Origin of the sequence: Enterobacter cloacae complex sp. IR5441 (assembly GCF_049238215.1) — a bacterium.
Classification (GTDB): domain Bacteria; phylum Pseudomonadota; class Gammaproteobacteria; order Enterobacterales; family Enterobacteriaceae; genus Enterobacter; species Enterobacter hormaechei_C.
Map to the genome: position 1 here is coordinate 1 of NZ_JBMKIA010000048.1, position 17,457 is coordinate 17,457.

Genomic DNA, 17,457 nt, shown 5'->3' on the forward strand with positions numbered 1-17,457 from the left:
GTATTGAGCATAGTCGAGATTGGTGCAGATCACTTCTGATATTGAACTGTCAGGAGCTGGCTGCACAACAGCCATTACGCCCAATCAACTGGTGCAGTCGTCTTCTGAAAATGACACTGTTTGTATATAATCATGAAAAAATGGTGAGTAGAGTTTCAGGGTAACAGGGGATGCTTATGTCGGTTTTCCACAACTGGCTACTTGAGATCGCATGTGAGAATTACTTCGTCTACATCAAACGCCTTTCCGCCAACGATACCGGCGCAACAGGTGGTCACCAGGTAGGGCTTTATATCCCTTCAGGTATCGTTGAAAAACTCTTTCCGTCTATCAACCATACCCGTGAACTGAACCCTTCGGTTTTTCTCACCGCACATGTGTCATCGCATGATTGCCCTGACAGCGAAGCCAGGGCAATTTATTATAACAGCCGTCATTTTGGTAAAACCCGGAATGAAAAAAGGATTACCCGCTGGGGTAGAGGCAGCCCACTTCAGGATCCTGAAAATACAGGGGCTCTGACGCTCCTGGCTTTCAAGCTTGATGAGCAAGGGGGGGACTGTAAGGAAGTAAATATTTGGGTATGCGCCAGCACTGATGAAGAGGACGTCATTGAGACCGCTATTGGTGAAGTTATACCCGGAGCGCTTATATCCGGCCCCGCAGGACAGATTCTAGGCGGACTATCTCTACAGCAAGCGCCAGTAAATCATAAATATATTCTACCTGAAGACTGGCACCTGCGCTTTCCGTCGGGAAGTGAAATTATTCAGTATGCAGCCAGCCATTATGTGAAAAATTCCCTTGATCCGGATGAGCAACTTCTTGACCGCCGGCGCGTGGAGTACGACATATTTCTATTGGTTGAGGAACTGCATGTTCTGGATATCATCCGGAAAGGATTTGGCTCTGTGGATGAATTTATTGCGCTGGCCAATTCTGTCAGCAATCGCCGTAAATCCAGAGCCGGGAAGTCGCTGGAACTGCACCTGGAGCATCTATTCATTGAGCACGGCCTGCGACACTTTGCGACGCAGGCCATCACAGAAGGTAATAAAAAACCCGATTTCCTTTTCCCTTCCGCAGGGGCTTACCACGATACTGAGTTTCCCGTAGAAAATCTGCGCATGCTGGCAGTCAAGACTACCTGTAAGGATCGCTGGCGTCAGATACTGAATGAGGCCGATAAAATTCATCAGGTGCATCTGTTTACACTCCAGGAGGGAGTTTCTCTGGCTCAATATCGGGAGATGCGGGAGTCGGGTGTCAGATTGGTCGTGCCATCATCTCTGCACAAAAAATACCCGGAGGCGGTGAGAGCTGAGCTAATGACGCTAGGTGCGTTTATTGCTGAGCTGACAGGGCTTTACGCAGATATTCCATAGATTATCTCCCGGCATAAATACCGGGAGGAGCGATCAGATTCGTTCAACCTTGCACGAATCGGCATTAACCGCTTTCAGGATATAAGGTTCAAGCAGTTTGGCTACGGCTTCAAACACGGGCACCACTACGGAGTTACCGAACTGCCTGTACGACTGAGTGTCTGACACAGGAATGCGAAAAGGCCTGCCATCTACTTTTTCAAAACCCATAAGGCGCGCGCACTCTCGCGGAGTCAGCCTGCGGGGCCGATGCGCCTGATTTTCTTCGTTCGCGAAGTCTGTTTCACCTGTGGCCATATCCCAGCCACGGTCTATCAGAATTTCAGACCCGTCTTTGTGATAGCGAGCAGAAAGCGTACGGGCAATGCTTTCTTTATTTTCAGGATTAACTAGGCCAAAACCGAATCCGTTACCCTTAGCTGCGTGCTTTTTGGCGTAGTTATAGAGATACTCCCAGAGTTTCGGCGTCAGTATATATTTGCTGTCAACCACGGGTTCCAGCAGTTCGCCAAATGACGGACGCTGTTCCGGATAAAAACGACTAATATCGCGCAGGGTAAAGCCCTGGTGAATGTTCAGATCACGGCGGAAACCGACCAAAACGATACGTTCTCGGTGCTGAGGTAAAAAGTGCTTTCCGTCGATAACTTTAGGATCGTTTTTGCCCATCTCAGCTGCATCCGCAACTTCATAGCCCAGTTCGTCGAGGGTATCCATGATGACTTTAAAGGTTTTACCCTTGTCATGGCTCTTCAGGTTTTTAACGTTTTCAAGAACAAAGATGGCAGGTTTTTTTGCGCGGATAATACGCGCCACATCGAAGAAAAGCGTTCCCTGAGCCTCACATTCGAAACCATGCGCGCGCCCGAGCGAGTTTTTCTTGCTTACGCCCGCAAGGCTAAACGGTTGACAGGGGAAACCTGCTAGAAGTACATCATGATCCGGCACATGCTCATTAATGTAAGCATAGGCATCGTTTTCAGGTACTTCAGGTTTATCACTGAGCGTGACTTCACGAATATCGAGATTGAAAGTGTGTTCCTGAGCATCGTTAAACCAGTTAGCTTTATATGTGCGCACAGCCTCTTTATTCCATTCACTGGTAAAAACGCACTGGCCACCGATGGTTTCGAAGCCCTTCCGTATACCTCCAATCCCAGCAAACAGGTCAATAAACCGGAAGGCATAGTCAGGGTGATGTGCAGGCGCTTCCGGAAGCATTTTTCGTAGAAGTTCCTCTTCGGCTAACGTCAGCGTCTTAGGTGAGCACTTACCATTAATCCAGCGATTAAGAGTCTCGCGACTCCACTCATTTTTACCAACTTTTCTAAGCAGTTCAGCCACGTACTTCTGGTCATAGATTTCCAGCACCTGCCCGAGCAGCTTTTTATCATTTTCCTGTCGCAGTTGTTCTTCCGCTTCTGCTTTCTCAAGCAGATCCTGCGCCAGTAATTCAAATTCAGACATATTGCCTCCATTGGGTCTTATGGGTGAAACTGTATCACTCATTTGACCCAGATTGAATGTTTTTATCTGGATATTTAAACAGGTTTATTGTTAGGTAACGCACGTTGGCCACGCTGGAGCGTCTTCTGGGCCTGCTGTCGGCCTTTGAGGTCGTGGTATGGATGACGGATGGCTGGCCGCTGTATGAACCCCGCCTGAAGGGAAAGCTGCACGTTATCAGCAAGCGTTACACTCAGCGCATTGAGCGACATAACCTGAATCTGAGACAACATCTGGCAAGGCTGGGACGGAAGTCACTGTCGTTCTCAAAATCGGTGGAGCTGCATGACAAGGTCATCGGGCATTATCTGAACATAAAACACTATCAGTAAGTTGGAGTCATTACCGGTTCTCTTTGTCTTTTAGTGATTCTATAAACCTCATTACGTCTGAATATAAAAATCTATTATTTGATTTATGTGGCTCATGAGGTTGTGGGATGGTCTTGTTTTTGAATGTGCCAGTTTTCTTAATGGCAAAGATTAACTCACCTTCTGTTATTCCTAACATTTCAGCAAATGTTTTTGCTTCTATAGTTACTGACTTCATTTAATTAACTCTCATGGTATCGATTTTCTTTACCGGCATCTTTAACAATGGTGCTCGTTTCTAGTGTTGCTGCGGTACGCTTCATCATCGTCTGCGGGGCGGTTGCGATAGTGAAGGAGCTGCCGGGCGTGAGCAAATCTATCAGGCGCTGGCCGCTGATAATCTCCATCCGTTCACTGGCAATACTGACAGATTTTGAACCTGCGCCGGTTTTCCCGGTATGGCAAAACAGACCGCGACAGTTATGACGTTTAAGCAACTTCTCGAACTCCTGTACGTGCTGTAAAGCAATATGGCCGCGATAGCGTTTAGCCTGAATAAGATAGCGATATTTTCCTATTATTACCTGGCCGTCAATGCCTCCATCGCCGGTATAGCGTTTGTTTCTGATGGTTCTGAAGCCATGCGCTTCAAATCCTTCCAGCAACAGTTCTTCAAACACAAAAGGATCAATTTTCCTCAGGTAGTTAATTTTTTGTGGGAAGCCCGGCAACGTCTTTATGCGCTCCAGCACCCGCCGCGCACTTTGCTGCTTCCTTTTGTGTCGCCTGTGCCGTACTGAACGCCGGAAGAATACAACGGCAAGCAGTGCGATGGCGCTGCAAGCCCATAGAATAAGGTTTTCTGTAGTGGGGAAGGGGATCATGGTCATAGTGGGCTTTCTGAGGGTAAAGAAAAGGGCGGTTAAACCGCCCTGGTGTTTAGCGACGGCTGTATACCTGCCACGAAGCGCTGCCTGACTGATTCTGGCAAATCCGCCCGTAAAGTACGGTGCCGGTCGAGTAGCGGGCGCCATTCAGATAGCAATAGCCGCTGGATTGCAGCAGTTCGTTGCGCAGCTTTTCTTCCTGCTTTGATAGCCGGGACTCCGCAGACTGCAAACGAACGGATAATTCGTTAATCTGGCGTTGCTGGTTATTCAGCTGGCTCTGCATCGCATTACCTTTATCCTGGCTGACGCAACCAGTTAAGAGAGCTGTACAGGCTAATGCACTTAATATTATTTTTTTCACGTTGGCTCCTTAAATTGAGATTATTCCTAGTTCGCCTATAAGCGAACTTTCCCGTATTTACTTATGATCTGGCTTATCATCGACTGGTTACTTCCACCTTCGCCATTATCCGGGCATTCATTAAGAAAAGCCTTCCTGGCATCCTTCGTGTGGTTGGGTAAAAAGCCGTGCTTGTTCTTTTTAACGATATTGAAGAAAGCAGCTTCAGCACTGTTACACTCGCTTCCGCCGCTATCGCCGGTGAGCTTGCCCGCCATGCACATAATAACTTTGCAGGGATCTTCAGCATGGCTGGCAGGAATATAAAGCAGACTACCAGCTGCTATCAGAGGTATTAAGAGTTTCTTCATTGTTTTGTCCTTAACAGTTTGTTCAGATATACACTCGCCAGAATGTTGATAACGGTAAGCAATATTAATAATAACGCTGCGTTATAAATAGATTTGTAACCTATATCGCCTGCAATATATTCGACAACAAAAACGAAAATCGTTAAAATTGTGTAAAACTTGATTAACTTTCCTGTAATTTTCTTAACAATATAAGCAACTGAATAAGAGCCGGATTTGATGATGCTGGCGAGTAACCTGATCGCATGGACACGAAATTTTCTAAAAATGGGCGGAATGGAAGATGCCTTTTTCTTCCTTCTGCTTTTTTGCCTTTCCGCAAAATCAATAAGTTCGCCCATTTTTATACCCTCCGGTTATATCTTCAGATCATCAAGTGATAAACCACTATCAAGCAGCTCTTTGAGCCATGTGGGTCGGCGGCCAGTCCCGGACCAGGTATTTTCTGCGTTCCTGGGGTCGCGGTATTTTGCTGGTCTATGTTCTCTGGGGTTGGCTACGCCCTGCATCTTCATGGCTTCCAGGCTAATGCCAGCGTCCAATTTTGCAGTTAGCCAGGCCGGGCGCTTCCCTATACCAGTCCACGTATTAAAAGGGTTATCCGGGTCACGATACACGGGTTCGCCTTTTGGTCGTTTTTCTGATTTCAGGGGAACCAGCATCACCTTCCTTCCTTCAGCGGTTTTCTTTTCGTTTCTTCTTGACACGATCTCATTAGCCCTTATCATAAACAAAAGTCGTCGAAATTACAATTACGCGGTGAAACATAAATGAGTAAACATCCAAAACTCCTGGTTCTCGCTCTGGCCTGCCTTGCTTGTGCTGGCCGTGCCAGTGCTGCGCCTGCCTCCGATGAAGTTGCCAGGCTTGCGCAGAGATGTGCGCCTGATGTTTCACCCTTAACGATGGCGTACATCGTCGGCCATGAGTCCTCAAATGGGCCGTACAGGATCAATATTAACGGTAGTATTCAGTTAAAACAGCAACCGCGTACTGAAGCTGAGGCCGTCAGCGTTGCGAAAGTTCTGCTGAAGGATAATAAAAGTTTTGATATGGGCCTTGCACAAATTAACTCAAATAATTTAGTGGGCCTGGGTCTTTCGGTTGACGATATTTTCAAACCCTGCATCAACCTGCGGGCGAGCCAGACCATCCTTAAAGCCTGTTATGATAGCGCCCTGAAATCCTACCCAGCCGGGCAGGTTGCGCTGAGACACGCGCTTTCCTGCTACAACACCGGCTCACTCACAAACGGGATTTCTAACGGGTATGTCACGAAAGTTATCAACGTGGCGCGTCAATCAACTGATTTGAAAATCCCTACGCTGCTACCTGACGGCCAGACCAGTGAGGACAGCACCGCGACTGAGCCTCAGCAGGCAAAAAGTACGGCGCCGCAGTATGACGGTGAACAAGATGTTTTTGGTTCGGGTGATGGCGATGCCTTCAGCCGAAATAATACGGATGCCTTTTTAACCAGACAGGAAACAGCGAAGGGGGAATGAGGTTATGGATGGAACGTTTGTACCTTGTATTGCAATCACAGATCCTGGAGCTATTTGAAGCAGGAAAAGTGAAGGAGGTAACGATAGAACGGGTTTCATTAAAGAAGTGGTATCCCGTTTTTCAGATAGACGATGAACAGCTGGGCCAGATCGCATGTTCCATTAGGGTTAACAAAGAGCATGAGCTACGAACCTGGGCTGATTTAAGGCTACTGGCAGAGTTTTTGAAAGATAAGTGTGGCGTTGAAGAATGCCGGTTAAATCTGCAATCAACAGAAGATAGTGAGTAAGGAGAAAGTATGACCACGTTGTTTAAGAAGTATGGCCCTGCGGTAGTTATGGGCGTTTTGTCCATTGCCCTGCCGCAAATTGCGCTGGCCGCTGGCACCGATACTGGTGAATCAACCGCTACATCAATCCAGACGTGGTTGAGCACATGGATTCCAATTGGTTGTGCTATTGCGATCATGGTTAGTTGCTTTATGTGGATGCTTCACGTAATCCCAGCCAGCTTTATTCCTCGTATCGTAATCTCGCTGATTGGTATTGGTTCTGCATCATTTCTGGTTTCCCTGACGGGCGTAGGAAGCTGAACAACGCGAAAAGGGGGGACTTTTGTCCCCCAAAGTGAGGACTACAAAGATGTTCGTTGACGGGAAAAGACCGCTTTTCAAAGGTGCGACTCGCTTACCTCGCGCGCTGGGTGTACCACGTAATGTAGCTATGATGATATTCATGATTTCTGCCTCGCTTTTTATGATTATTCATATGTGGGCGATTCTGGTGTTCGTCTTTTTGTGGATTCCTTCAGCTGCATTAACAAAATATGACGACCGCATGTTTCGAATTATGGGCCTGTGGTTGAAAACCAAATTCAGTAATTGGTTTGATTCTCCGTTTAAGCAGTGGGGAGGATCGTCTTATTCCTCTGTTGACTACAAACGTAAGGGTTTAAAATAATGAGAGCTGCCACCGCTACGAAGCCAAAAAAAATTGATGCCTACCGTAAGGAGCCATCAGTAAATAAAAAGTATTTGCCCTATTCTTATCACCTCAATGATTACGTGATTTCGATGGAAAACGGCGATCTGATGGCTTTTTTCAAGCTGGATGGCCGCACACATGACTGCGCATCAGATCGGGAACTGGTCACCTGGCATAAAGACCTTAATACGCTGGTCAAGAGCTTCGGAACAGACCATGTAGAGCTGTGGACGCATGAATATCACCATGAGGCTAAAGAGTACCCGGATGGTGAGTATGACCATTTTTTCCCTGCTTATGTTGATCAATATAACCGTAAGCTGCACGGTGATTCCAAGCAGCTGATTAATGACCTTTATCTGACCGTTATTTACAAACAGGTAGGGGATAAAACACAGAAGTTTCTGGCGAAATTTGAAAAGCCGACTCGTGACGAAATTCAGCAAATGCAGAATGAGGCGCTTGAAGGTCTGGAAGATATTTCTGAACAAATCCTGGAAGCAATGAAGCCGTATGGCATTCAGCAGTTGGGTATCTATTATCGTGACAAACGCGGTGTTGAAATTCCTGCGCCTGATAAAAAAGAACGTGAAGAACTTGCTGAAGTCGATGAATCAGACATTTTTGACGAAGCCATTGTTATCGAACGCAACGAGCCTGAACCTTCGCAGGCTCACGCTTATTCAAAAGCGCTGGAGTTCCTTTATTTCCTCGCAAATATGGAATGGGCCATCGTGCCTGTTTGCCGTGATCGTATCCGTGAGTACATCATGGACAACCGCCCTGTTAGCTCCCTGTGGGGGGATGTTGTCCAGATCAGAACGGTAGATCACAACTTCTATACCACCGGCATTGAATTTCGTGAATACGAAGAAGATACAGAGCCAGGCCAGCTTAACATGCTTAAAGAAGCCGATTTTGAATACCTTCTGACGCAGAGTTTTTCTTGCCTCTCTGAATCTTCAGCTAAAACGTTTCTGACGCATCAGGAAAAATCTTTGCAGGAAACGCGCGACCGTGCGCAAAGCCAGCTGGCACAGCTTGGTACTGCGCTCGATATGCTGACGTCCAGAGAGTTCGTGATGGGCTACCATCATGGAACCGTGCATGTCTGGGATAATGACCAAAACGCGGTACAGCGCAAAGCGCGTCGTGTGAAGGTTATGCTAACCGGCTGTGGCGTGGTTGGCGGGACTATCAGCCTGGCCTCTGAGGCTGCATATTATGCGAGACTGCCTGGCAACCAGAAATGGGCGCCGCGCCCGGTTCCGATAAACTCATGGAACTTCCTGCACTTCAGCCCGTTCCACAATTTTATGCGTGGCAAGCCTGACAATAACCCGTGGGGGCCAGCGCTGACCATGTTCCGCACGATCAGCGGTACGCCACTCTATTTTAATTTCCATGTGACCCCGCTTGAAGAACTTTCCTACGGTAAACGCCCGCTGGGCCATGCGTTAATAACGGGTATGTCGGGGGAAGGTAAAACCACGCTGCTTAACTTCCTGCTGGCGCAGTCAATGAAGTACAACCCGCGGCTTTTTGTTTATGACCGTGACCGCGGTATGGAGCCGTTCATTCGAAGCGTTGGTGGCTACTATAAAGTTCTGCAACAGGGTATGCCGTCCGGGTTTGCCCCGCTTCAGATTGAACCGACCAAACGCAATATTGCCCTCATTAAAAACCTGTTCCGCATTTGTGTGGAAACCACCAATAACGGGCCTATCAGCGCAACGATGGCTACCGAACTGGCTGAAGGCGTTGATGCGGTTATGGGGGAAGGCTCACTTATTCCACGCGAGGCGCGCACCGTTACTATCCTGGACGGGTACGTGAATGAAGTTGTGGAAAATGGCGTATCACTGAAAGGGCTGCTGCGCGAATGGACGCGCGAAGGCCAGTATGGCTGGCTGTTTGACAATGATAAAGACAGCCTGGATCTCAGCGCGAATGATATTTTTGGCTTCGATTTATCCGAGTTTATCGCAGCCAAAGAGGAAGTATCCAGCCCGGCCCGTACTCCGCTCATGATGTACCTTCTGTACCGGGTACGTGACTCCATCGACGGCAAACGCCGCGTCATTCAGTGCTTTGACGAGTTCCACGCCTACCTTGACGATCCGGTTATCGAGCGTGAAGTTAAGCGTGGTATCAAAACTGACCGTAAGAAAGACGCTATCTATGTGTTTGCCACGCAGGAGCCGAACGATGCGCTGTCCAGCCGTATTGGCCGCACGATCATGTCGCAGACCGTCACAAAAATCTGCCTGCGCGATCCGGAAGCTATCCGAGAGGATTATGCCTTCCTTACTGATGCTGAATACGACGCGCTGATGTCGATTACCGAACACTCCAGACAGTTCCTGGTTAAACAAGGGCAACAGTCTGCGATTGCTTCTTTCAATCTCTACCCTCGCAACAGCGACGATATTGATGCAGATATTAAGACAATGGACAACGTTCTTAGCGTGTTGTCCGGTGAACCACAAAACGCCGAAATTGCGCATGAGCTGGTTGAACGGCTCGGTAATGACCCTGAAGTATGGCTCAAAGAATACTGGCGCCTGACGGCTTAACAACGAGGCAAAACACCATGAAAAAAACACTGACGGCAGTATTGCTGACCACCGGCCTGATTCTGGGAGGCGCGCAAAGCGCTTCCGCAGGCATCATCGTGACCAACCCTACTGAGCTGGCTAAACAGGTCGAGCAGCTTCAGCAAATGGCGCAGCAGCTGGAGCAGCTTAAAAGCCAGCTGCAAACGCAGAAAAATATGTATGAGTCGATGGCAAAGACAACCAACCTGGGCGATCTGCTGGGGACGTCTACCAGCACGCTGGCAAATAATTTGCCGGACAACTGGAAGGAGATCTACAGCGACGCCATGAACTCCAGTTCTTCCGTCACGCCTTCAGTTAACAGCATGATGGGCCAGTTTAATGCGGAAGTTGACGACATGACGCCCAGCGAAGCAATTACCTACATGAACAAAAAGCTGGCTGAAAAAGGCGCTTATGACCGCGTTATGGCAGAAAAAGCCTACAACAACCAGATGCAGGAACTAACCGATATGCAGGAGCTGACGGAGCAGATTAAAACGACTCCAGACCTGAAATCGATTGCTGACTTACAGGCCCGTATCCAGACGTCACAGGGTGCTATTCAGGGTGAGCAGGCGAAGCTGAATCTGATGAACATGTTGCAGCAGTCACAGGACAAGCTATTACGTGCGCAGAAAGAACGTGCCACCCACAATTTTGTTTTTGGAACCGGCGGGGACGTTACCGCGTCACCTTCAATTAACTGAGGTAATTATGAAAAAACTACTGCTTGTTATCCCTTTCCTCCTGGTGGCCTGCGATGCCTCGCATGACGTGGAGTGGTACAAAAAACATGAGAAAGAGCGCAAGGCAACAATTCAGGAATGCAAGAAAGACGCGGATGAACTTCAGAAACCTGATTGCAAAAACGCGCGCGAAGCCGATCGTCAGCTGTTTGTGTTCGGCAAAAAAGACGGCGAAATCAATTCACCGAAAATTTAGGAGTAAGGAGGCAATATGGCATTCACCCTAGTCGCAGACATTTTCGCAAAAGTAGACGGGGCGATTACGTCAATGGTGAGCGCCAATGTTGCCACCATTATCTCTGATGTAACGCCTCTGATTGCCACCTGTCTGACAATCAAGCTGATGGTTCAGGGGATGTACTCAGCGTTTAATCCGGGGGCGGGCGACAGCCTGAGTTCGCTGATTAAAGAGTATCTTTCCATAGCCCTTATCCTGAGCTTTGCAACGGCGGGCGGCTGGTATCAACAGGAACTGGTCAACGTGGCGCTTCACCTGCCGGATGATTTTGCCGGGATACTGTCTGCCCCTAATAAAGTCGGTGCAAGTGGCGTACCGGCGATTATTGATAGCGGTATTGAAAAAGGTATCAAGATCGTCAACACCGCATGGGAAGCCGCAGACGTGTTTTCATCGAGCGGCCTGGCCGCGTATGCCATTGGCGGCATTATGATGATTGCTACCGTTGTGCTGGGCGGCCTCGGTGCGGGCTTTGTGATCATGGCTAAGATCCTTCTGGCCGTTACGCTTTGTTTTGGCCCGATTGCAATCTTCTGCCTGCTGTGGGGAGCGACAAAAAACATCTTTGCTCGCTGGCTGGCGTCGGTCATTAACTATGGCCTTGTCGTCGTCATTCTTGCGCTCGTGTTTGGTTTCATCATGCAGATGTTCGACAACCTCCTGTCCTCGATGAACTCTGATGCCGCTTACTCATCAATCACTGGTTCTATCTCCGCCTTATTACTGACGGTCATTTCCGTTTTCGTTCTGTTCCAGATTCCGCAAATTGCCGCCAGCTGGGGTAGCGGTATCAGCGCCGGAGTTGCTGACGCCGCACGCTCTACGGGTTCTTCCATGCAGGCGCTTGGCAATATGGGCAGCCACGGCATGTTTGGCGGTAATGCGTTCAGAGGCGGTAACAGTGGCGGCGGCCAGCAATCGGCAGGTGGAGGAAGTGGCAGCAACAGCGGAGGAAGCAGTGGTTCTAATTTAAGTGGTAAGGCAAGGGGCAGTCGCGGGAAGAAGGCTGCATAAAATTAAAACAAAAGTCGTTGAAATTGCAATTTCGGCGACTTATTATAATTAGTACGTTCAACAACCGATAATGGATGCCGTAATGCGCAGCTTATTGCTTATGGGAGTTCTTCTGATTAGCGCCTGTTCCAGCGGGCATAAACCGCCACCGGAGCCGGACTGGAGCAACACCGTTCCAGTAAACAAAACAATCCCGGTTGATACGCAAGGTGGTGCAAATGAAAGCTAATAAAAAAACAGGGCTTACACGTGAAGCCATTAAAGAGTTCAACGAAAGCCGTAAAGGGCTTGAAGTTGATCTGATGGATGAAGTGCTGAAGTCCCGGCGTACCGCCTGGATGGTTGCCACCGGTTCAGCGGTGGTAACTGTTTTTGCACTCTCTTTAGTTGGTTACGTGGTGCATAAGTACAGCCAGCCAATCCCCGCACATCTGCTAACGCTCAACGAGGCCACTCACGAAGTACAGCAGGTCAAGCTGACCCGCGACCAGACCTCTTATGGTGACGAAATTGATAAGTTCTGGCTGACACAATATGTCATTCACCGTGAGAGCTATGACTTCTATTCAGTTCAGGTCGACTATACGGCCGTTGGCTTAATGTCCACGCCGAACGTGGCAGAGTCTTACCAGAGCAAGTTCAAGGGCCGCAACGGTCTTGATAAGGTTCTGGGCGACAGTGAAACGACCCGCGTGAAGATTAACTCTGTGATCCTCGATAAACCGCACGGCGTAGCAACGATACGCTTTACTACGGTTCGCCGCGTGCGCAGCAATCCCGTTGATGATCAGCCGCAGCGCTGGATTGCCATTATGGGGTATGAATATAAATCGCTGGCGATGAATGCTGAGCAGCGTTATGTCAACCCGCTGGGTTTCCGCGTGACGAGTTATCGCGTCAACCCTGAAGTTAACTGAGGGCTGCCCCATGAAAAAACTACTTCTTTCAGCAGTCGTTTTGTCAGTCCTGGGAGGCGCGGCCACTAACGTTATGGCGCTTGAGGTTGGCCGCAATTCTCCTTATGACTATCGCATTAAAAGCGTTGTTTATAACCCTGTTAATGTGGTCAAAATTGACGCTATCGCCGGTGTGGCTACCCACATTGTTGTCGCGCCTGACGAAACCTATATCACTCATGCTTTTGGCGATTCTGAAAGCTGGACGTTTGCGCACAAAATGAACCATTTTTTTGTGAAGCCGAAACAGGCCATGAGTGATACCAACCTGGTGATCGTCACCGATAAGCGCACCTATAACATCGTCCTCCATTTCATCGGTGAAGAAACGAAGAAAAATGCAGACGGTACGGTATCAAAATCCTTTATTGAAACGCCGTGGGCTGTGCGCCAGGCCGTTCTTCAGCTGACCTATGAATATCCGTTTGAGCAGCAGGAAAAAGCCAAAAGCGCGGCTGATAAAAAACGCATTACGCAGAAGCTGAAGCAGACGGCTTTTGCGGGGGCGAAGAACTATCAGTACGTAATGAGCGAACAGCCTGAAATGCGCAGCATCCAGCCGGTTCACGTCTGGGATAACTACCGCTTTACCCGGTTTGAGTTTCCGGCCAATGCGGAGTTACCGCAGGTCTACATGATCTCGGCCAGTGGCAAAGAAACGCTGCCTAACTCTCATGTTGTGGGTGAGAACCGCAACATCATCGAGGTGGAAACCGTCGCTAAAGAGTGGCGTATTCGTCTGGGCGATAAAGTCGTTGGCGTTCGTAATAATAATTTCGCACCGGGCGCCGGTGCGGTAGCAACCGGTACGGCTTCCCCGGATGTGCGCAGGGTTCAAATTGGGGAGGATAACTGATGGCCCGTAAAAGTGTCGATGTAGATCAGGAACTCGATGAAAACACCGGAGACGGTGAATTTGAAAGCGAGCGTGGCGGATTTAAAGGCAGTAACCGCCGTTCGGCTCCTGGTATGAAAGCCTTTGTCATACTGATGGCGCTGCTTGCTTTGGTATTCATCGGGATTACGGTCATGGGTAAAATTCGCACCCCGGCTAAAGCTGAAGCTGATAAAGACGGTGGTAAAGCGCAACAGGCCAATACACTGCCAAACTACAGCTTTAACAGCGATCCTGATGTTAATAAACCTGCAACTGCGCAGAATAGCGCCACTGATGCCCGTGCTGTGCAGGCTGCCGCACAGGCAGATGCAGATGCGGGCAGCAGCAATACCGCCGCGCGTACCTCTAATAAGCGTAAAGAACCTTCGCCTGAAGAACTGGCTATGCAGCGTCGTCTGGGCGGCGAGCTGGCCCAGACTAATCAGGCGGCTACAAGCAATAGTCCCGGAGTGCAGCCCCAGGACAACGAAACAAGCGAAGGTAGTTCAGCACTCGCTAAAAACCTGACTCCTGCAAGGCTGAAGGCTAGCCGCGCTGGAGTCATGGCTAATCCCAGCCTGACTGTTCCGAAAGGCAAAATGATCCCCTGTGGTACCGGCACCGAGCTGGATACCACTGTTCCGGGTCAGGTTTCCTGCCGGGTTTCACAGGACGTTTACTCAGCTGATGGACTCGTTAGGCTGATTGATAAAGGCTCATGGGTTGACGGGCAGATTACCGGTGGTATCAAAGACGGCCAGGCGCGCGTGTTTGTTCTCTGGGAGCGTATCCGCAATGACCAGGACGGGACAATCGTTAATATTGACAGTGCCGGAACGAACTCACTCGGCAGCGCGGGGATTCCGGGCCAGGTGGATACCCATATGTGGGAGCGTCTGCGTGGTGCGATCATGATTTCGTTGTTCTCTGACACCTTAACGGCGCTGGTTAACCAGACGCAGAGTAATAACATTCAGTACAACAGCACAGAAAACAGCGGTGAGCAGCTGGCGTCTGAAGCACTTCGCTCTTACATGTCTATCCCCCCTACCCTCTACGATCAGCAGGGTGATGCGGTGAGCATTTTTGTTGCCCGCGACCTCGATTTCAGCGGCGTTTATACGCTCGCAGACAACTAAAAAAGTGGGCGCTTAGCGCCCGCTTTTCTTCAGGAGTAATCATGACTGATGCAGCTTTCTATCAACTTGGCCCACTGCGCGAGTATTTAGAAGATCCTACTGTTTTTGAAATTCGCATTAACTGCTTTCAGGAAGTTATCTGTGATACGTTCAGCGGCCGCAGGGTTGTGCAGAACGCGGCAATTACGGCAGATTTTATTAGGAACCTTGCTAAATCGTTGGTGAGCAGCAACAAGCTGACCATGCAGGCCATTAATGACGTGATCCTGCCTGGCGGGATCAGGGGCGTTATCTGTCTGCCCCCTGCGGTGATTGACGGTACAACGGCCGTAGCGTTTCGTAAGGATTTGGCGGCCGATAAAAATCTGGAGCAGCTGACCAGCGAGGGGATTTTCAGTGACTGCCGGAAGATTACCGGCAGCAAGCAAAGCCTAACGGATGATGATTTTTTCCTTAAAGAGCTGCACAGCAGCGAAAAATGGCCCGCATTCCTGCAAACCGCCGTTGAGAAGAAACGCACTATCGTGATCTGCGGTGAAACCGGGTCGGGGAAAACGGTACTCACGCGCGCGCTGTTAAAATCGCTACATAAAGACGAGCGTGTAATTATTTTAGAGGACGTTCACGAAGTCACGGTCGATCACGTTGTAGAAGCCGTTTATATGATGTACGGCGATGCAGGAAAGATCGGCCGCGTCAGCGCCACTGATGCCCTGCGAGCCTGTATGCGTCTGACACCGGGCCGTATCATCATGACTGAGCTTAGGGATGATGCTGCGTGGGATTATCTTAAAGCACTTAATACCGGCCATCCAGGCGGTGTTATGTCAACGCACGCTAACTCTGCGCGCGATGCCTTTAACCGTATTGGGCTGCTTATCAAGGCGACCCCTATCGGCCGTATGCTCGATATGAGCGATATTATGCGAATGCTCTACTCCACCATTGACGTTGTGGTGCATATGGAAAAGCGGAAAATCAAAGAAATTTATTTTGACCCTGAATATAAAATGCAGTGTGTGAACGGGAGCCTGTAATGAAAAACTTAGCAACCTGGCTTCTGGCCGCAGCATTTACGACAGCCGCCCTGCCCGCCTTTGCGGTGGAACCATCCGTTCAGGTTGGCTACTCGCCTGAAGGAAGCGCCCGCGTTCTCGTCCTGAGCGCCATTGACTCCGCAAAAACCTCGATACGGATGATGGCTTATTCTTTTACCGCCCCGGATATTATGAAGGCACTGGTAGCAGCCAAAAAACGGGGAGTTGATGTGAAAATCGTAATTGATGAAAGGGGCAATACGGGGCGCGCCAGCATTGCGGCCATGAACTACATAGCGAACAGCGGCATCCCTTTGCGTACTGACAGTGATTTCCCTATCCAGCATGACAAGGTGATCATCGTGGATAATGTGACCGTTGAAACTGGCAGCTTTAATTTCACCAAAGCGGCCGAAACGAAAAACTCGGAGAATGCGGTGGTGATCTGGAACATGCCTAAGCTCGCTGAATCATTCCTCGAACACTGGCAAGACCGCTGGAATCGGGGGAGAGACTACCGTTCCAGCTACTGAATACTGACCGCCGAAAGGCGGTTTTTTTTGTTCAAAGAAACTGATCTCAGTATCGCGCACGGGGCAGCTGGCCAACGTCGCCGGCATCGCGCCGGCAAAAATCGAAAAACAGAAATATCAGCAAGATAGCTTAAACAGGTGTCGGGAAATTTCGTTGAGATATTTTGAAGGAATCACAGTGTAAGCAGGCGGCCTATTTCAAAAAAGGCGGCTGTACGGTAGTCACTGACTCTCTCGCAGATCTTCCCGCTCATGTACCAGTAATACCCGTCAGTGCTGACAATATCGAGCAAATACCGCATATCATAAACCGTATCGGGTATTACCTCACCCTCACCGGCCAGAACGCCGCTGGCAATAGAATGGTTCCCTCCTCGTACAAAGCCTATCCGCCAGGGCAACCACAAAGTAACGCGGTGGTTAATATCCTGTACCCACGGATTGCCCTTAGCGCTGCCTATATGGGGTCTGAGGTCCAACCATGCGAAAAACCACGTTAAGAAAGCAACCTTCTGAAAAGGCGACGTTTATCAGTTTTTTTTCCGGCCATAAAGGGGGCGGAAATTATTCCCTGCACGGGTATTCGCAAGGATTTCGGTAGTGCTCTGGCTCTGCCCCCCATAACCTGGCGGACAGAGCATGATTGGGAAAGCGGTACCCTCACGGCAGAAACGATTGACGCAGGCTATATTTCTATTATTCTGGAAATATAGATAAAGGAGGTATTATGGATTTAAACACTGCTGCAAACGCACTTCGAGAACTGGGCCACCCGACACGTCTCAGCATATACCGGGAGCTGGTCAGGGCGGGTCATGAAGGCCTGCCGGTTGGCGAACTGCAGAAGCACCTTGAGATTCCTGCCTCCACGCTCAGCCATCATCTTTCAGCGCTGATATCCGCTGGACGGCACTGTTGCAAATAGTCGGTGGTGATAAACTTATCATCCCCTTTTGCTGATGGAGCTGCACATGAACCCATTCAAAGGCCGGCATTTTCAGCGTGACATCATTCTGTGGGCCGTA

General features: G+C 49.4%; 23 protein-coding genes and 2 pseudogenes. 17 read left to right on the forward strand and 8 right to left on the reverse strand.

Going from position 1 to position 17,457, the window contains the following annotated elements; translation table 11 throughout:
- Positions 1-176: 176 nt before the first annotated feature.
- Positions 177-1,385 carry a type II site-specific deoxyribonuclease gene (locus tag ACOTX5_RS24430; RefSeq protein WP_001749969.1) on the forward strand — a complete coding sequence of 403 codons (1,209 nt, stop codon included), beginning with the start codon at positions 177-179 and terminating at the stop codon, positions 1,383-1,385.
- A gap of 33 nt (positions 1,386-1,418) precedes the next feature.
- Here the strand turns inward: ACOTX5_RS24430 and ACOTX5_RS24435 are convergent, their stop codons facing one another.
- Positions 1,419-2,852 (reverse strand): DNA cytosine methyltransferase, encoded by a 1,434-nt coding sequence (locus ACOTX5_RS24435; protein ID WP_001288432.1) that lies wholly within the window; start codon positions 2,850-2,852, stop codon positions 1,419-1,421.
- 98 nt (positions 2,853-2,950) lie between these two features.
- Between ACOTX5_RS24435 and ACOTX5_RS24440 the strand changes: the two are divergent.
- Positions 2,951-3,223 (forward strand): annotated as a pseudogene (locus tag ACOTX5_RS24440) (IS1 family transposase); the annotation flags it as partial.
- 10 nt (positions 3,224-3,233) lie between these two features.
- On the opposite strand, the gene ACOTX5_RS24445 reads toward ACOTX5_RS24440, so the two are convergent.
- Genes ACOTX5_RS24445 through ACOTX5_RS24470 form a run of 6 tightly spaced genes read right to left on the reverse strand, consistent with a single transcriptional unit; the run spans position 3,234 to position 5,465 of the window.
- A complete protein-coding gene (locus ACOTX5_RS24445; protein ID WP_001749967.1) occupies positions 3,234-3,440 on the reverse strand; it encodes a hypothetical protein in 207 nt (68 codons plus the stop codon).
- A 4-nt stretch (positions 3,441-3,444) separates the two neighbouring features.
- Positions 3,445-4,092: a restriction endonuclease gene (locus tag ACOTX5_RS24450; protein ID WP_015344958.1), complete on the reverse strand. Its 648-nt coding sequence runs from the start codon at positions 4,090-4,092 to the stop codon at positions 3,445-3,447.
- Between the two features lie 49 nt (positions 4,093-4,141).
- Positions 4,142-4,453 carry a hypothetical protein gene (locus tag ACOTX5_RS24455; RefSeq protein ID WP_001452736.1) on the reverse strand — a complete coding sequence of 104 codons (312 nt, stop codon included), beginning with the start codon at positions 4,451-4,453 and terminating at the stop codon, positions 4,142-4,144.
- 35 nt (positions 4,454-4,488) lie between these two features.
- Positions 4,489-4,803 carry a TrbM/KikA/MpfK family conjugal transfer protein gene (locus tag ACOTX5_RS24460; protein ID WP_001749965.1) on the reverse strand — a complete coding sequence of 105 codons (315 nt, stop codon included), beginning with the start codon at positions 4,801-4,803 and terminating at the stop codon, positions 4,489-4,491.
- Positions 4,800-5,144: a hypothetical protein gene (locus tag ACOTX5_RS24465; protein WP_001749964.1), complete on the reverse strand. Its 345-nt coding sequence runs from the start codon at positions 5,142-5,144 to the stop codon at positions 4,800-4,802. Before ACOTX5_RS24465 ends, ACOTX5_RS24460 begins: the two co-directional genes overlap by 4 nt.
- 15 nt (positions 5,145-5,159) lie before the next feature.
- On the reverse strand, positions 5,160-5,465 hold the full coding sequence (locus ACOTX5_RS24470) for an H-NS family nucleoid-associated regulatory protein (RefSeq protein ID WP_000960954.1): 306 nt from the start codon (positions 5,463-5,465) through the stop codon (positions 5,160-5,162).
- 108 nt (positions 5,466-5,573) lie between these two features.
- Here ACOTX5_RS24470 and ACOTX5_RS24475 point away from each other — a divergent pair, with 108 nt between their 5' ends.
- The 14 genes from ACOTX5_RS24475 (at position 5,574) to ACOTX5_RS24540 (ending at position 16,432) form a co-directional block, all read left to right on the forward strand.
- Complete coding sequence (locus tag ACOTX5_RS24475) at positions 5,574-6,308, forward strand: lytic transglycosylase domain-containing protein (protein WP_001749963.1); 735 nt, start codon at positions 5,574-5,576, stop codon at positions 6,306-6,308.
- Positions 6,309-6,316: 8 nt separating this feature from the next.
- Positions 6,317-6,598 carry a transcriptional repressor KorA gene (korA, locus tag ACOTX5_RS24480; RefSeq protein ID WP_000440698.1) on the forward strand — a complete coding sequence of 94 codons (282 nt, stop codon included), beginning with the start codon at positions 6,317-6,319 and terminating at the stop codon, positions 6,596-6,598.
- A 9-nt stretch (positions 6,599-6,607) separates the two neighbouring features.
- A complete protein-coding gene (locus ACOTX5_RS24485; RefSeq protein WP_001749962.1) occupies positions 6,608-6,901 on the forward strand; it encodes a hypothetical protein in 294 nt (97 codons plus the stop codon).
- A 49-nt stretch (positions 6,902-6,950) separates the two neighbouring features.
- Complete coding sequence (locus ACOTX5_RS24490; RefSeq protein ID WP_000496058.1) at positions 6,951-7,268, forward strand: VirB3 family type IV secretion system protein; 318 nt, start codon at positions 6,951-6,953, stop codon at positions 7,266-7,268.
- 131 nt (positions 7,269-7,399) lie between these two features.
- Entirely contained in the window at positions 7,400-9,868 is a 2,469-nt protein-coding gene (locus ACOTX5_RS24495) for a VirB4 family type IV secretion/conjugal transfer ATPase (RefSeq protein WP_224743086.1), read from the forward strand.
- Positions 9,869-9,885: 17 nt separating this feature from the next.
- Positions 9,886-10,599, forward strand: coding sequence for a type IV secretion system protein (locus ACOTX5_RS24500; RefSeq protein WP_001749960.1), 714 nt, complete (start codon positions 9,886-9,888; stop codon positions 10,597-10,599).
- A gap of 7 nt (positions 10,600-10,606) precedes the next feature.
- Entirely contained in the window at positions 10,607-10,834 is a 228-nt protein-coding gene (gene eexN / locus ACOTX5_RS24505; RefSeq protein WP_001749959.1) for an IncN-type entry exclusion lipoprotein EexN, read from the forward strand.
- Between the two features lie 15 nt (positions 10,835-10,849).
- A complete protein-coding gene (locus ACOTX5_RS24510) occupies positions 10,850-11,890 on the forward strand; it encodes a type IV secretion system protein (RefSeq protein ID WP_001749958.1) in 1,041 nt (346 codons plus the stop codon).
- Between the two features lie 100 nt (positions 11,891-11,990).
- Positions 11,991-12,119, forward strand: coding sequence for a conjugal transfer protein TraN (locus ACOTX5_RS24515; protein WP_071882546.1), 129 nt, complete (start codon positions 11,991-11,993; stop codon positions 12,117-12,119).
- The gene (locus ACOTX5_RS24520) at positions 12,109-12,807 is read left to right on the forward strand and encodes a virB8 family protein (protein WP_000646594.1); all 699 of its coding nucleotides are present in this window, start codon (positions 12,109-12,111) and stop codon (positions 12,805-12,807) included. Before ACOTX5_RS24515 ends, ACOTX5_RS24520 begins: the two co-directional genes overlap by 11 nt.
- Before the next feature lie 10 nt (positions 12,808-12,817).
- The gene (locus ACOTX5_RS24525; protein ID WP_000735066.1) at positions 12,818-13,702 is read left to right on the forward strand and encodes a TrbG/VirB9 family P-type conjugative transfer protein; all 885 of its coding nucleotides are present in this window, start codon (positions 12,818-12,820) and stop codon (positions 13,700-13,702) included.
- Positions 13,702-14,862 (forward strand): type IV secretion system protein VirB10, encoded by a 1,161-nt coding sequence (gene virB10 / locus ACOTX5_RS24530; RefSeq protein WP_000101710.1) that lies wholly within the window; start codon positions 13,702-13,704, stop codon positions 14,860-14,862. Before ACOTX5_RS24525 ends, virB10 begins: the two co-directional genes overlap by 1 nt.
- 41 nt (positions 14,863-14,903) lie before the next feature.
- Positions 14,904-15,899, forward strand: coding sequence for an ATPase, T2SS/T4P/T4SS family (locus ACOTX5_RS24535; RefSeq protein ID WP_000128596.1), 996 nt, complete (start codon positions 14,904-14,906; stop codon positions 15,897-15,899).
- Positions 15,899-16,432 carry a phospholipase D family protein gene (locus tag ACOTX5_RS24540; protein ID WP_000792636.1) on the forward strand — a complete coding sequence of 178 codons (534 nt, stop codon included), beginning with the start codon at positions 15,899-15,901 and terminating at the stop codon, positions 16,430-16,432. Before ACOTX5_RS24535 ends, ACOTX5_RS24540 begins: the two co-directional genes overlap by 1 nt.
- A 173-nt stretch (positions 16,433-16,605) precedes the next feature.
- On the opposite strand, the gene ACOTX5_RS24545 is transcribed toward ACOTX5_RS24540, so the two are convergent.
- The gene (locus ACOTX5_RS24545) at positions 16,606-16,911 is read right to left on the reverse strand and encodes a DUF6710 family protein (protein WP_011742557.1); all 306 of its coding nucleotides are present in this window, start codon (positions 16,909-16,911) and stop codon (positions 16,606-16,608) included.
- Between the two features lie 248 nt (positions 16,912-17,159).
- Between ACOTX5_RS24545 and ACOTX5_RS24550 the strand changes: the two are divergent.
- Positions 17,160-17,339: pseudogene (locus ACOTX5_RS24550) on the forward strand (ArsR/SmtB family transcription factor); the annotation flags it as partial.
- Positions 17,340-17,457 lie beyond the last annotated feature (118 nt).